This is a genomic window from Vannielia sp. ABF1_015 (assembly GCF_056160745.1).
The window spans coordinates 1,914,080-1,927,614 of record NZ_JBSWXT010000001.1 but is presented as its reverse complement, the minus strand read 5'-3'; the positions used below and the strand labels follow the sequence as shown (position 1 = coordinate 1,927,614).

The 13,535-nt window shown below is 63.5% G+C and carries 13 protein-coding genes; 4 read left to right on the top strand and 9 right to left on the bottom strand.

The features are described 5' to 3' along the window. Positions 1-74 precede the first annotated feature (74 nt). On the bottom strand, positions 75-1,739 hold the full coding sequence (locus tag ACXAG6_RS09675; RefSeq protein ID WP_475337243.1) for a LysM peptidoglycan-binding domain-containing protein: 1,665 nt from the start codon (positions 1,737-1,739) through the stop codon (positions 75-77). 134 nt (positions 1,740-1,873) lie between these two features. Between ACXAG6_RS09675 and ACXAG6_RS09670 the strand changes: the two genes are divergently transcribed. Next, on the top strand, positions 1,874-2,422 hold the full coding sequence (locus ACXAG6_RS09670) for an LOG family protein (protein WP_475337241.1): 549 nt from the start codon (positions 1,874-1,876) through the stop codon (positions 2,420-2,422). On the opposite strand, the gene ACXAG6_RS09665 is transcribed toward ACXAG6_RS09670, so the two are convergent. From ACXAG6_RS09665 to ACXAG6_RS09655, 3 genes are all read right to left on the bottom strand, one after another. Then, positions 2,419-2,874 carry a host attachment family protein gene (locus ACXAG6_RS09665; protein WP_475337239.1) on the bottom strand — a complete coding sequence of 152 codons (456 nt, stop codon included), beginning with the start codon at positions 2,872-2,874 and terminating at the stop codon, positions 2,419-2,421. The two genes, ACXAG6_RS09670 and ACXAG6_RS09665, sit on opposite strands and share 4 nt — an antisense overlap. Further along, positions 2,871-3,077: a hypothetical protein gene (locus ACXAG6_RS09660; protein WP_475337238.1), complete on the bottom strand. Its 207-nt coding sequence runs from the start codon at positions 3,075-3,077 to the stop codon at positions 2,871-2,873. The genes ACXAG6_RS09665 and ACXAG6_RS09660 overlap by 4 nt, the downstream gene beginning before the upstream one ends. A 137-nt stretch (positions 3,078-3,214) precedes the next feature. After that, entirely contained in the window at positions 3,215-3,814 is a 600-nt protein-coding gene (locus ACXAG6_RS09655; protein ID WP_140013703.1) for a superoxide dismutase, read from the bottom strand. A gap of 301 nt (positions 3,815-4,115) precedes the next feature. Here ACXAG6_RS09655 and ACXAG6_RS09650 point away from each other — a divergent pair, with 301 nt between their 5' ends. Genes ACXAG6_RS09650 through ACXAG6_RS09640 form a run of 3 tightly spaced genes read left to right on the top strand, consistent with a single transcriptional unit; the run spans position 4,116 to position 7,563 of the window. Next, positions 4,116-5,636 (top strand): glycosyltransferase family 2 protein, encoded by a 1,521-nt coding sequence (locus ACXAG6_RS09650; protein ID WP_475337237.1) that lies wholly within the window; start codon positions 4,116-4,118, stop codon positions 5,634-5,636. A gap of 20 nt (positions 5,637-5,656) precedes the next feature. Beyond that, positions 5,657-6,736, top strand: a complete 1,080-nt coding sequence (locus ACXAG6_RS09645) for a glycosyltransferase family 2 protein (RefSeq protein ID WP_475337235.1) — start codon at positions 5,657-5,659, stop codon at positions 6,734-6,736. Next, entirely contained in the window at positions 6,733-7,563 is an 831-nt protein-coding gene (locus ACXAG6_RS09640; RefSeq protein ID WP_475337234.1) for a hypothetical protein, read from the top strand. The genes ACXAG6_RS09645 and ACXAG6_RS09640 overlap by 4 nt, the downstream gene beginning before the upstream one ends. Here the strand turns inward: ACXAG6_RS09640 and ACXAG6_RS09635 are convergent. From ACXAG6_RS09635 to ACXAG6_RS09615, 5 genes are all read right to left on the bottom strand, one after another. After that, the gene (locus ACXAG6_RS09635; protein WP_475337233.1) at positions 7,479-8,114 is read right to left on the bottom strand and encodes a sarcosine oxidase subunit gamma; all 636 of its coding nucleotides are present in this window, start codon (positions 8,112-8,114) and stop codon (positions 7,479-7,481) included. The genes ACXAG6_RS09640 and ACXAG6_RS09635 overlap by 85 nt on opposite strands. Further along, positions 8,107-11,118 (bottom strand): sarcosine oxidase subunit alpha family protein, encoded by a 3,012-nt coding sequence (locus tag ACXAG6_RS09630; RefSeq protein WP_475337231.1) that lies wholly within the window; start codon positions 11,116-11,118, stop codon positions 8,107-8,109. Before ACXAG6_RS09630 ends, ACXAG6_RS09635 begins: the two co-directional genes overlap by 8 nt. Further along, a complete protein-coding gene (locus ACXAG6_RS09625) occupies positions 11,115-11,432 on the bottom strand; it encodes a sarcosine oxidase subunit delta (RefSeq protein ID WP_140013698.1) in 318 nt (105 codons plus the stop codon). Before ACXAG6_RS09625 ends, ACXAG6_RS09630 begins: the two co-directional genes overlap by 4 nt. A gap of 258 nt (positions 11,433-11,690) precedes the next feature. Then, positions 11,691-12,029, bottom strand: coding sequence for a hypothetical protein (locus ACXAG6_RS09620; RefSeq protein WP_475337230.1), 339 nt, complete (start codon positions 12,027-12,029; stop codon positions 11,691-11,693). 130 nt (positions 12,030-12,159) lie between these two features. Then, entirely contained in the window at positions 12,160-13,404 is a 1,245-nt protein-coding gene (locus tag ACXAG6_RS09615; RefSeq protein ID WP_475337229.1) for a sarcosine oxidase subunit beta family protein, read from the bottom strand. Positions 13,405-13,535 lie beyond the last annotated feature (131 nt).

Genomic DNA, 13,535 nt, shown 5'->3' with positions numbered 1-13,535 from the left:
AGGATCGTGAATGTTGCGGCGAACCTAAGGCGCTGTGCGGCGGCGTCCAGTGCGATCACGCCGCAGGGCAGCTTTCAATCCGGCAGATCGAAGATCTGGCCCGGATAAATCAGGTCCGGGTCGCGGATCTGGCCCCGGTTTGCTTCGAGCACCTTGTGATAGTCCATGCCGTCGCCGTAGCGGTCAGAGGCGATGGCCCAGAGCGAATAGCCCGGCTGCACGGTGATGACCGAAACGGCGAGCCCCTCTGCATCGGTCGGCGCGGGCGCGCTGCGGGCAAGTGCCGCCTCGCTTTCCCGCAGGAAGGGCGTTTCAAACCGTCCTGTTACCTTGCCGTTTTGCGCCAGTTGGTCGACCCGCAGCGTGTAGGTGCCCGGGGTCACGCCGCTCAGCTCGGCTGTCCATGTGCCATCGGTATCAAGCGGCGCCACGGCGACCGGGTCGTTATCGAGGTAGATCCGCAGGTCTGACGGTCCGCCGGTGCCACGGCCCGAAAGGGTGACCGCGCCTTCACGGTAGCCGATGGTCTCAACCCGCAGTGGCACCTCTGCCGCCGTGGCGCTGGGTTGAAGCACCCGCAGCCCCTCGCCACTGGCCACCAGAAGCTGTGCGCCCTCGCCGGAGACAGCGGGGGCAGCAGCGCGGGCGGTTTTTGTGGCAGGCAGCGGGTCGGCTGCGGCGGTTTCCGGAGTTTCAGCCGGGGGGAGTTGCGGCTCTGTCGCGGTCTCGCCGGGGCCGGTGACGGGCGCATTGCCTGTGTTGGCAGCCGTGGTGGCGGGCGCATCGGATGTCGCGGGGCCCTCTGCGAGGCCTTCCGGCGCAGCCTCGGCCGCCTGCGGCGCATCGGCTTCGCCCGGCTCAGAAGACAACTGCGCTGCCGCTTCGTTTTCCTCACCTGCCGGGCTGGCCGCGGTAGAGGCCGTAGCAGGCGCGTCGTCCATGTCCGGCGGCGTGGGGGTTTCGGGCGAGGATGGCTGGGCCTCGGTCTCTGCGGGCGTAGTTTCGGCCCGTGACGCGGGTGCGCTATCTTCTCCGAGAGAGGCAGTTTCAAGCGGCGGGTCGCTAGGCTGTTCGTCGGCATTTGCCACGGTGACGGCAGGCGCAACGATCACACTGGCTTTCGATCGCCGCTCGCCCGTCTCGCCCTTGGCGAGAAGCGTTAGCACACGCGGCACATCGCCGGGCTGGATGTTGGTGAGTGCTACGAAGGCCCCCGAGGCGTCGGCTGTTGCATCTGCGATGGGCGCGCCGTCGAGCAGGAGCGAAACGGCATCGCCCGGCGCGGCATTGCCCGCAATGACCGCCGCGCCACCGGGTTCGATGCGGACCAGATCAAAGCTGGGCAGGCGCGCCTCGCCCTGCTGTGGCGCGTCGCCAGCCGTTGTGCTCTGCGCCGCTTGGGCCTCGTCCGTGGCATCGCTGGCTGCCGGGTCTGGTGCGCTTGCGGGCGCGGGCGTCTCTGCTGCTTGCTCCGGTTCGTCGGCAGCGCGCGGCTCTGATGCGGCTTGCCGCTCCTCTGCCGCTCCGCTGCCAGCAACGGTTCCACCCTTCTCTTCGGTGCTGCCCGCTTCAGCCTCCACAGCCTCGCTCGCGGCCTCACCAGAGGACACTTCGGCACCCGGCTCCGCCTCGGGCGCAAGCCCGCCCTGCCACAGCCACAGGCCCGCACCGGCCAGCGCGAGCGCGCTCGCCGTCAAGCCGCCCCGCAGCACGGGGGAGAGGGAATTCCAAGCCGACATTGCCCTTCCTCGATAATGCCTCACCGCGCCATCTCTCTGCCCGGGTTGAGCAAGCATAGCCATGCCGCTATCACCGGTCAAAGCAAGCCGCCGAGATGACGGCTCTTTTCAGCATCAACCTCCGGAGCCCCGCCATGACAGCCACCCTCTCCCTCTGTGTCTACTGCGGCTCGCGCGATGGCGCAGACCCGGCCTATGCCGAAGCCGCCGAAGCGCTTGGAACGGCGATTGCAAACCACGGCTGGCGGCTGGTCTACGGCGCGGGCGATGTTGGGCTGATGGGGCGCGTCGCGCGAAAGGCGCAGGCTGGCGGGGCCGAAACCTTCGGGGTGATCCCCACCCACCTGCTGCAGCGCGAGGTGGGCAAGCGCGACCTGACCAGCTTCATCGTCACCGAAACCATGCATGAGCGCAAAAAGGTGATGTTCATGAACGCCGATGCGGTGGCGGTTTTACCCGGTGGCGCAGGCTCGCTGGATGAGCTTTTCGAGGTGCTGACATGGCGGCAACTCGGGCTGCACGCCAAACCGATCTTTTTGCTCAACACCAATGGTTACTGGTCCAAACTGACCGATCTGATCGAGCATGTCGTCGCCAGCGGTTTCGCCGGCGACGACATTTTGGGCTTCTTCAAGACGGTGGACACGGTTGAAGAACTGACCGAGGCGCTGGAAGCGATCTAAGCCGCTTCCATCTCGCCCTTCACGATCTGCTCGATCTCTTCGACCGGGTGGTTCGTAAGGGTCTTGGGCACCTCGAAGATCACCTTGTCGGCCACCTCCATGTGCAACTCCTTGCGCAGCGCACCAAGCACCTGCGGCGCACAGGCCAGCACGATGCGATCAAACTCGCCCTTGTGCGCTTTCTGGTAGAGCAATTCAGCGAGGTCGTGGGCAAAGCGCTCCTTCGCCAACTCGTGCCAGTCGGTATCATCAAGCGCCGAGCGCTGGCCCTGCCCGGTGTCGGGCATCCGGCCGGGGCGATTTGCCCCCTGTTCGCGGTCGGAGGGGTTATCTTGGCTTTCCTTGCCCGACACCACCAGATACGGATCTTCCCCGTCGGTAATATTGTGCAAGAACAGTGCCTTCTCGCTGTCGGCGACCATCACCCATGTGCCTTGGCTCAGCCCGCTCATTGGTCGGCCTCCTCTTCTTCCATGGATTTGGTGACACGTGTTGCACCGGCTGGGCGCTCGTTTGCTCGCTTGAGCTCGTCCTCGCTGCCGACCTGACGGGCCAGCCTGCCGCCCTCACGGCCACCGTGAGAAATTTCGCCTTCGGCACCCATGATCTTGTCGGTGTCGCGGCTCATGTCGTTGGATCGTTTACGTTCTGCCATCCTGTGGTCCTCCTTTGAAAGATCAACGGATGGGTGGCCGCGCGGGTTCCGGCAAAAAGAAAGGCGCGACACCCGGTTAGAGCATCGCGCCTATTGGCTTTGTCACATGGCGGCGCGGGGTGCGCCGCCCGCCGGGATCACATCCGCGAGGCGACGTTTTCCCAGTTCACCAGCTTGTCGAGGAAGTTGCTGAGGTAGGCCGGGCGCTTGTTGCGGAAGTCGATGTAATAGCTGTGCTCCCAGACGTCGCAGCCGAGCAGTGCGGTCTGGCCGAAGCAGAGCGGGTTCACGCCGTTTTCGGTTTTGGTCACCTTCAGGCCGCCATCGGTGTCTTTCACCAGCCAGCACCAGCCCGAGCCGAACTGGCCCGCACCAGCGGCGGAGAATTCTTCTTTGAACTTGTCGACCGAGCCGAAGCTCTCGGTGATCGCCTTTTCCAGTTCGCCGGGCATGGCGCTCTCGCCGGGGCCCATCATCTCCCAGAACTGGTTGTGATTCCAAAACTGCGAGGCGTTGTTGAAGATGCCGTTCTGGGCGACGGCGGAGGCATCATAGGTGCCCTTGATGATCTCTTCGACCGATTTGCCTTCCCATTCGGTGCCGGCAATCGCCTTGTTGCCGTTGTCGACATAGGCCTTGTGGTGAATGTCGTGGTGATATTCGAGCGTTTCCTTGGACATGCCAAGATCGGCGAGCGCATCGTGGGCATAGGGAAGATCGGGGAGTTCGAAAGCCATGGGAGGTTCCTCTCTGTCTGTTTGATTTCGTTACCGGGATAAAGAGTGCGCAGGCAGGCGAGGTCAAGGGTGGCAAAGAGCATACCGGCGGCAAAACGCTGTGGCGGCTGCGCAATTATTGTCGCCGATCAGGCAACAAAGCGGCCCAGAGGGGTGACTTCATTGCCCGGTTGCGTATGGTGGCACCGAACCGGCCGGGCGTGCCGGAGCAGAGCAGCACCCGGCCATTGAACGGGCGTTAACCCGCCACCGCTAGGCTCCCGCCAGGGGCTTCGGGTGCGAGGCAGATACAAGGCAGATCATGAACGACGAGAGCGCTCCCGCCGGTGAGGCGGACCAGACAGCGACAAAGGCAACCTACACCATCCTGTCGATGATGAAGGACGAGGGCCATTGCGTGCTCGAATGGGTGGCCTACCACCACCATATCGGCTTCGATAACATCTGCGTCTACACCAACAACTGCAACGACGGCACAGACGAAATCCTTATGCGGCTGGAAGAGATGGGCTATTGCCATCACTTCGAAAACGTCGTGCCCGAGGGCAAGAAACCCCAGCCCAACGCACTCTCGCTGGCCCAGAAAAACCCCCAGATCCTCAATTCCGAGTGGATCATGGTGATGGATGCCGATGAGTTCGTTTCTATCAAATGCGGACGAGGCAAGGTCTCGGACCTGATCGAGAACATTCCCGAGGACGCCGACGCCATCAACATCACCTGGCGGTTCTTCGGCTGCAACGACATCACCGACTGGAACCCCGGCCTCGTTACCGAGAGCTACACCCGCGCGGCGCCTGACCGGTTCCGCAAGGGCTGGGGCCTGAAAACCATGTTCAAGCCCTTCGAGGAGATGAAGTTTGGCATTCATCGCCCGCATATGAAGGGGGCCAAGCGCCTGCCCGAGCGGGCGCAGGAAATGCTGAAATACAAGTGGGTTAACGGCTCTGGCGAATACGTGCCAAGCGAGTTCAACCTTGCCGGTTGGCGCAGCTCCGGCCCGACGCTGGGCTATAATCTGGTTGAGCTCAATCACTACGGCGTCAAGAGCTACGAGGCCTATCTGCTGCGGCGGATGCGCGGCAATGTGAACAACAAGGCCGACAAGTATAACGCCGCCTATTTCTCCATCTTCGACCGCAACGAGATAGAGGCCACCAACGCCACCCGCCACGCCCGCGCCACCCGGCGGCTGATGAACGAGTTCCTGCAGGACGACACGCTGCGCGCGTTGCAGGAGAAGGCGCTGGAATATCACGCCCAACGGGTTGAGGCACTTCGCGCAACCGGCGAATACGAGGCATGGCTCGAAGAGCTCAAACGCGCCTCTGCCCAGCCGATCGACAAGCTCGACGAGGTGCTCTTTACCCAGCACCTGCCCAAGCTCTGGCAGCAGAAAGTCCGCGAGATGCAGGAGGCCGGCGTGCCCGACCGCGAGATCGCCAAGATCGTCGCCGGCTCCAAACAGGCCAAGCTGCGCGCCAAGACAGAGCGGGCCGCCGCGATGGCCGCCGCCGAGGGCAAGACCACCGATGCTGGTGAGGATGTTGATGACCGGCTCGGCGATGAAGAGGTGATGCCCGCCGACATCGCAGCGGTGATCGAACAGAAGATCGCGGAGGGCTACGCCGAAATGGCCGCGCTCAAAAAAGCCGCCCCGCCCCTGCTGAAAGGAAATGCGCCCCCAAAGCCCCACCGCCCCGGGTCGGCGACCAAGAGCGCCGAGGCCGGGGCGACACCACCAGCCAGCCAGAAACGCAAGAAGATTCGGATAAAAATCGCGGGGAACGTGCCGCAGAAGATCAGGTCATCCGCCGAATGAGATACGCGCCCAAACGCAAAATGGTCCTCACGACCATGAAGAACGAAGGCCCCTACTTGCTGGAGTGGATCGCCTATCACCGGCTGATCGGCTTCAACGAGTTCACCATTTTCTCCAACGATTGCACCGATGGCACCAACCTGATGCTCAATCGGCTCGATCAGATGGGGCTGGTGCGCCACTTCGACAATCCGCTCGGGCCAAGGATGGACCCGCAACGCGCCGCCTACTCCCGCGCGAACAAGCAGAAAGAGGTGAAAACCGCCGATTGGGTGCTGGTGATCGACGCCGATGAATTCTTGAATATTCACTGCGGCGACCGCAGCGTCGACGCGCTGATCGAGGCCTGCACACCGGGGGCCGACGCGATCAGCCTCAACTGGCGGTTCATGGGCTCCGCAGGCCTTGCCGAGTGGGATCCCGAGGCGCTAGTGACGGAGCGGTTTGACCGGGCGTGCAGCATCGACGAGCCCGAGAGCGGCCTCGTTTGGGGCTTCAAGACACTGTGCAAACCCGACCGTTTCGACTTTTTCGGCGTCCACCGCCCCAAGTTCGACAAACGCACCGAGGTGTTGCCCGGCATGCGCTGCTGGTCCAACGGCAACGGACAGCGGATGCCCGATGACATCCTTCACAAAGGGTGGCGCTCCAACAAGCACACCGTTGGCTACCAACTTGCGCAGATCAACCACTACGCGGTGAAGAGCCGTCAGGAATTCTTGCTCAAACGCCTGCGCGGCACGGCAAATTCCAAGAACAAGGACCGGATCGACCTTGATTACTTTACCCGGCTCGATCTGAATGCCCATGAGGACAAGTCGATTGTCACCGAGGGCGTCCGCGAGATTGTAAACGAGATGCTGGCCGACGATGATCTGGCCGCGCTGCACCGCGCCTGCCTTGAAACCTGTCGCCGCGCCATCGCCTACCAGATGCAGGACGAAAGGCTCGCCAAGTTCGTGGAAACCGGCGAAATGCCCGAAGAGCCGGAAGAGGAAACCAGAGAAGAGCGCAAGGCCCGTAAGGCCCGCGAAAAGGCCGAGGCTGAAGCGGCTACCGATCTGGAAAAAAAGGACAATCCGCCGGAGGCCGCCGAATGACCCAACCTCGCATTCTCTGCTTCGGCAGCCACCACAAGACCGGCACCATCTGGATGCGCGGCGTCTCAAAGGCGATCCGCGATGACCAGAATATCCCCTTTCTGCTTTGCTACCGCGCCGAGCGGCTGGCAGACATTGTGCCCGAGGGGCCGCAGATTATCGTCAACTGGAACTCCAGCTTTCCGCAGGAGCTTTTTGACATGGAGGAAGCGCGGTTTTTGCACATCATCCGCGACCCGCGCGACGTTCTGCTCTCGGGGATGCGCTACCATCGGATTGCACCGCTTGCGCGCGAGAAATTTCTGCGCATCCCCCGGCCCAAGTGGGGTGGGATGAATTATCAGGATAAGCTGAATTCGTTGGACAGTGACCACGAGCGGCTGATCTTCGAGATGGAAAACCGGCACCACCGGACGTTGCAGGAGATGCTGGACTGGCCATACGATCATCCCAATGTGGTCGATCTGCGCTACGAAGACCTGATCAGCGATGAGGACTGCGTGATCTTCCGCGCCGCGATGGAGCGGATGGGCGTGGCGGGCATTGATGTTGACCGGGCCGTCAAGAGCTTTTGGGACAAAAGCCTTTTTGGCGGGCTGAAGAAGGAAGAGGACCGCACCGACAGGGTCGCCCTGCATGTCACCTCGGGCACGGGCAGCAAGAAGCAATGGCAAAACGCCCTGCCCCGGTCGATCGCCAAGATCTACGCCGAACGCTACAGCGACGCGCTGGCCAAACTTGGCTACGCGGAAGACGACAGCTGGGTTGATCTATGCCCCGAAGATGAGGCGCTGGCCGAAGCCCAGGAAGACGTGGGCGCGAAATAACCCAGCTCGCTGCCCGGCTCGGCGGCCTTGCTCAACAGGTCAAACATGTAGCCCGCCACGGACCGGAAACAGACCACCGTGGCGCGGCTTTCGCTTTCCAGCCAGAAGGCCGCGGCGACCTGCCCGATATGGCTGCGGCGAAACTCGCCATGGGGGAGAGCCTCGGGCGAGAGGTTGGCGGGGCAAAGTTTGGCGAGAAGGTCGCGGATGCCCGGCCCTTCCAGCGTGAACACCGCCCGCGCATCGGAGACGTCTGCGGCGAGAAAGTGCTTGCCCGCCAACGCCTTGCGCACCGCTTGGAGGGCTTCGCCACTCTGCGGGTATTCGCAGAACAGCAACAGCTCATCCGGGGAGGCCCAGGCTGCACCGCCGCCAAGCCCGCCCTCGGTGCGACGTTGGGCGGGCACCCCCTGCCCAACGGCGGCCTTCACCCCGTCGGCAAGCTCGGCATGGTCGCCGCGCAGGGTGAGCATGCCATGTGCGCCCGCATCCTTAACGGTGACGTAACCTTGGTAAACAGCGCCGCCGAGGGCGCTTCGCGGGTCAGACATTCTGCTTCTCCCCGTCCTTGTCGTAGAACACCGGATCGACGATTTTCGCCTCCACGCTGCTGCCATCAACCTTGTTGAACTTCAGCACCTCGCCCATCCGGTCAGGCCCGTGCAGAACCAGCCCCATGGCGATGCCACGGCCCAGCGTGGGCGAGTGGTAGGTCGAGGTGACGCGGCCCTGCGTGTTGCGCTGGCCGTTGTCGTTGGTGCCCTCAGCCAGCGCATATGCGCCATCGGGCAGCACCGAGCCGTCGATGGTTTCAAGCCCCACGAGCTTCCACCGCTCGGCGCTTGCCATGTGCACGCGCTCTTGTGCCCGTTTGCCGAGGAAATCCTCTTTCTTCTTCGAGATTGCCCACGAAAGGTTAAGATCCTGTGGAATGACGGTGCCATCCGTCTCGTCGCCAATCATGATGAAGCCCTTCTCGGCCCGCATCACATGCAGCGCCTCGGTGCCATAGGGCGTGATGTTCCACTCCGCCCCGACCTCGACGATCTTTTCCCAAAGCTCCAGCCCCCGGTTGGCCGGCACGGCGATCTCATAGCTGAGTTCACCTGAGAAGCTGATGCGATGGACCCGCACCGGCAGCCCGGCGAGCTCGCCATCGGCGTGCTCCATGAAGGCCAGCGCCTCTTTGGAGACATCCATGCCGCCGAGTTTTTCCAGCAGTTTCCGAGCGTTGGGGCCGACCACCGCAATCTGTGCGTATTGCTCGGTGAGGTTGGCGGTATAAACCTTCCAATCCCACCACTCGCATTGCAGCCAGTCTTCCATATGGGCGTGGATGTGATCGGCGCCGCCAGAGGTGGTGTGGACGAGGAAGCTGTTTTCATCCAGCCGGGCCACCACGCCATCGTCCATCAGAAAGCCGTTTTCGTTGCACATCAGACCGTAGCGGCATTTGCCGGGCTTCAGCGTGCTCATCATGTTGGTGTAGAGCATGTCGAGGAACTTGCCCGCATCAGGGCCGGTGACGAGGATCTTGCCCAGCGTGCTGGCGTCCAGAAGCCCCAGCGAATCCCGGGTGTTACGGATCTCTCTTGAGACGGCAGCCTCGCGGCTCTCGCCCGGCTTCATGTAGCAATAGGGCCGCCGCCATTGGCCGACCGGCTCCCAATCGGCGCCGTTGGCCTCGTGCCAGCTGTGCATCGGCGTTTTTCTGAGCGGTTGGAAGGTGTTACCGGTGCCCGGCCCGGCGATAACACCCATGGATATGGGCGTGTAGGGCGGGCGGAAGGTGGTGGTGCCGGTCTGCGGGATCGGCTGGTTCAGCGCGCCGGAGAGCACGGCGAGGCCGTTGATGTTGCTCAATTTTCCCTGATCCGTCGCCATCCCGAGGGTGGTGTAGCGCTTGGTGTGCTCGACGGATTGGTAGCCCTCTTGCGCCGCAAGCTCGACATCGGAGACTTTAACATCGTTCTGGAAGTCCAACCACATCTTGGATTTTTTTGCCCGGCTCGCGCCCTGCGGCATGACCCAGACAGGGGCCATCTTGGCTTCTTCGACCCCGGTGGCAGACGGGCGCCAGGCCTCTACCGAATGGCCAAGATCAGCAAGGGCGGAAACTGCGTTTTTCGATGCGTCTTCAAGAACTTGCTCGGTGAGCATGATGCCGGAGGCTATGCCGGCGGTGCGAACGTATTGCGCGCCGTCATCACTGGTCGGGAAGCGGGCCACATCGGGATAGAAGTGAAAATTATCCTCTGACCACAACAGCTTACCGCCGCAGTGGCTCCAGAGGTGCACCACGGGGGACCAGCCGCCGGACATGGCGACAGCTTCGCAGGGGATGGTCTCCAGCACGGCGCCCTCGCCCGCTTGGGCGCAAATATCTACGGATTTCAGAGCCTTGCCCTTCATCCCGACCCCGGCGATGGCCTTGCCGGTTTCTACCCTGATTCCCGCCTCGCGGCAGGCTTGCGGCAGCGGGCCATCTGCGGTGGGGCGGGCGTCGATGACGCAGGGCACGGTGAGGCCGGAGTCGTTAACCGCCAGAGCGGTGCGATAGGCGTCGTCATTGTTGGTGACAACAACCACCCGGTCGCCGGGAGAGACGCCGTAGTTGACGATGTAGTCGCGCAGGGCGGAGGCGAGCATCACGCCGGGGCGGTCATTGCCGGAGAAGCTGAGGGGCCGCTCCAACGCGCCGGTGGCGGTGATGATCTGGCCCGCGCGGATGCGCCAGAGGCGGTGGCGGGGGCCAGCCGCACCGGGGGTGTGATCGGTGCAGCGCTCATAGGCGAGCGCATAGCCATGGTCGTAGACGCCGGAGCCCATGCAGCGGTTGCGCAGGGTGACATTGGGCGCGGCCTCAAGGGTTTCGACCGCGCGGTTGACCCACGCCTGCGCTGGTTCGCCCTCGATCTCTGCCCCATCAACGGGGGCACGCCCGCCCCAATGGACCTCCTGCTCCAGCAGCAGAACCTTGGCCCCGGTCTTGGCCGCTGTCAGCGCGGCCTGAAGCCCGGCGATGCCACCACCAACGATCAGCAGATCGGTATGGACGAAGGCGTGCTCATACCGGTCCGGATCGCCCGGGTTGGAGGGTTTGCCGAGGCCTGCGGACTTGCGAATGAAGGGCTCGAACAGGTGCTTCCACGCGGCGCGGGGATGAATGAAGGTCTTGTAGTAAAAGCCTGCGGGCAGGAAGCGGGAGAGGGCAGCGTTGACCGCGCCAACATCGTAATCCAGCGAGGGCCAGTGGTTTTGGCTGATCGCGGTGAGCCCGTCGAAAAGCTCGGTGGTGGTGGCGCGTTGGTTGGGCTCAAACCGCCCGCCCTCGCCCAGCCCGACGAGCGCGTTGGGCTCCTCTGCGCCGGAAGCCACCACGCCGCGCGGGCGGTGGTATTTGAAGCTGCGGCCCATCACCACCTGACCATTGGCCAGCAGGGCTGCGGCAAGGCTATCCCCTTGGAACCCTTGCATGTTTCGCCCATTGAAGCGGAAGGAGACGGGCTTGGAGCGGTCGATCAGGCGACCGCCGGTGGAAAGACGGGTGCTCATGCCTGCCACTCCGGAAACTTGGCGCGAATTTTCTCGATGATCTCTGCGGGCGGCTCTTGGGTTTGCGCCGGGTAGGTGCCGAACACTTCCAGCGTGGCGGTATGGCGCGCAGCAAGAAACCACTTGCCGCACCCCATTGCATGACGCCAGCGCTCAAGGTGCACGCCCTTGGGGTTTTTGCGCAGGAAGAGGTAGCCCTCGAAATCCTCGTCAGAGGCCCCGGGGCCGTAGCGCTTGAGATGGGCTTCGCCGCCAGCAGTCAGCTCGGTTTCGCTGGCCTCGATACCGCAGTAGGGGCAGGTGAATTTCAGCATCGGCGTTAACCCTGATTGCGGAGATGGTTGGAAAGGTTAATCGCCGGTTTGAGGGCGAAAATCGGGACAGCCACATCCCGTGCACAACCCATGCACAACCTATGCATACGAAAATTCACGGATCTGGCCGAAATCGGAGGTGTAAACGCGCCGTGCGCTGCCCCTCCGAAAACAGCCATGGCCGCACTCCGAAAGCGGAGCACGGCCATGACATGAGTGGTGGCATCCACCCTCTGGAGGGTGGGCCGGTGGGTTCTATCAGTTTGCGGGTTCGTCCGCCGGGGCAGGCTCTTCAGCCGGAGCGGCTTCAGTGGCCGGGGCAGCAGCGTCGCCATCATTGGCCGGAGCGCTTTCCATTGCTGCGCCATCGTCAGCGGGGGCCGGAGTGGATTCGATGGTGACGCTTGCGTCACCGCCATCCGCCGGAACGGTCGCGTTGCTGTTTTCAACATCGCCGCCCGAGAGGAACCACGCGATGACGGCAACGGCAACGACGAGGCCGCCGATGATGAAGGCCATTGTGCCAGTGCCGGAGCTTTCGCGCGGCGGCGGGGTGTGAGCGGAGGTGTGGGTCGAATGATCTTCGTACTGGGCCATTTGATGTCTCCTGTGCGGTCTCTGTCCAAGCGGCAGGCACCAATGCCCGCCGTGATTGGGGAGAGAACGTGACAGGAGGGCCGGTTGTTCCGGGCGGCGTTGTGGGTGAGCGGGAGATTGCCGAGGGTCATCAATGTGCCACCCCGGCAGCAACGCTTTCGTCGATGAAGCGGCCTTCGCGGAAGCGCTCCAGACCGAAGGCGGAGGTGAGGGGCGAGTGGCCCTTTGCCATCAGCTCGGCAAACCCCCAGCCGGAGCCGGGGATGGCCTTGAAGCCGCCGGTGCCCCAGCCGCAGTTGATGAAGACGCCATCCACCGGGGTTTTCGACAGGATCGGGGAACGATCGCCGGTCATATCCACGATGCCGCCCCATTGGCGCAGCATCTTGAGGCGGGAGAGCATGGGGAAGGTTTCGATGAGGGCGCGGGTGGTTTCTTCGATATGCGAGAAGCTACCGCGCTGGGTAAAGTTGTTGTGGTTGTCCGCGCCGCCGCCGATGACCATCTCGCCCTTGTCGGACTGGCTGAGGTAGCCATGCACGGTGTTGGCCATGATGACGCAGTCGAGCGCGGGCTTGATCGGCTCGGAGACATAGGCTTGCAGCGCCACAGCCTCGATGGGCAGGCGGAAGCCCGCCATTTCGGCGAGTTGGCCGGAGTGGCCCGCAACGACGATGCCGAGCTGTTTGCAGCCGATGTGGCCCTTGGAGGTTTCCACGCCCGTCACCTTGCCGCCCTCGCGGGTGACGCCGGTGACCTCGCAGGTCTGGATGATGTCCATCCCCATGTCGGAGCAGGCGCGGGCGTAGCCCCAGGCCACGGCATCGTGCCGCGCGGTGCCGGCGCGGGCCTGCCAGAGCGCGCCGAGCACCGGGTAGCGCGGGCCGTCGATGTTGATGATCGGGGCGATCTGCTTCACCCGCTCCGGCCCGATGAACTCGGTGCTCACGCCTTGCAGCGCGTTGGCGTGGGCGGTGCGCAGGTAGCCGCGCTTCTCATGCTCGGTCTGGGCCAGCATCATCACGCCGCGGGGGGAGAACATGACGTTGTAGTTGAGATCCTGGCTCATGGTCTCGTAGAGGCTGCGCGCCTTCTCGTAGATCGCCGCCGAAGGATCCTGCAGGTAGTTGGAGCGGATGATGGTGGTGTTGCGCCCGGTGTTGCCGCCGCCGAGCCAGCCCTTTTCGATCACCGCGACATTGGTGATCCCGTGGTTCTTGCCGAGGTAATAGGCAGTGGCGAGGCCGTGGCCCCCTGCGCCAACGATCACCACATCATAGCTTTTCTTTGGCTCCGGTTTGCCCCATGCGCGGCCCCAGCCGGTGTGGTGGCGGAGCGCTTCACGAGCGATGGCAAAGGCGGAGTAGCGGCGCATCGGGGGGCCTTTCGGGCGTGGAATCCACCTTTGAGTTAATGCAACTCGGCGGGCCGGTGCAAACGCGTCGAAACGACGCCCTGCCCCCGGATTGCGACCCTCGCCCAATCTTTACCGCCCTGCCCCGCAAC

Coding starts and splice junctions, on each gene's coding strand:
- ACXAG6_RS09625 (WP_140013698.1), bottom strand. CDS start 11,432: ATGCTGAAATTCACCTGCCCCTACTGCGGTATCGAGGCCAGCGAAACC.
- ACXAG6_RS09665 (WP_475337239.1), bottom strand. CDS start 2,874: ATGAGCGGGCTGAGCCAAGGCACATGGGTGATGGTCGCCGACAGCGAG.
- ACXAG6_RS09615 (WP_475337229.1), bottom strand. CDS start 13,404: ATGCGCCGCTACTCCGCCTTTGCCATCGCTCGTGAAGCGCTCCGCCAC.
- ACXAG6_RS09635 (WP_475337233.1), bottom strand. CDS start 8,114: ATGTCTGACCCGCGAAGCGCCCTCGGCGGCGCTGTTTACCAAGGTTAC.
- ACXAG6_RS09655 (WP_140013703.1), bottom strand. CDS start 3,814: ATGGCTTTCGAACTCCCCGATCTTCCCTATGCCCACGATGCGCTCGCC.
- ACXAG6_RS09670 (WP_475337241.1), top strand. CDS start 1,874: ATGACAGCCACCCTCTCCCTCTGTGTCTACTGCGGCTCGCGCGATGGC.
- ACXAG6_RS09645 (WP_475337235.1), top strand. CDS start 5,657: ATGGTCCTCACGACCATGAAGAACGAAGGCCCCTACTTGCTGGAGTGG.
- ACXAG6_RS09620 (WP_475337230.1), bottom strand. CDS start 12,029: ATGGCCCAGTACGAAGATCATTCGACCCACACCTCCGCTCACACCCCG.
- ACXAG6_RS09630 (WP_475337231.1), bottom strand. CDS start 11,118: ATGAGCACCCGTCTTTCCACCGGCGGTCGCCTGATCGACCGCTCCAAG.
- ACXAG6_RS09660 (WP_475337238.1), bottom strand. CDS start 3,077: ATGGCAGAACGTAAACGATCCAACGACATGAGCCGCGACACCGACAAG.
- ACXAG6_RS09650 (WP_475337237.1), top strand. CDS start 4,116: ATGAACGACGAGAGCGCTCCCGCCGGTGAGGCGGACCAGACAGCGACA.
- ACXAG6_RS09675 (WP_475337243.1), bottom strand. CDS start 1,739: ATGTCGGCTTGGAATTCCCTCTCCCCCGTGCTGCGGGGCGGCTTGACG.
- ACXAG6_RS09640 (WP_475337234.1), top strand. CDS start 6,733: ATGACCCAACCTCGCATTCTCTGCTTCGGCAGCCACCACAAGACCGGC.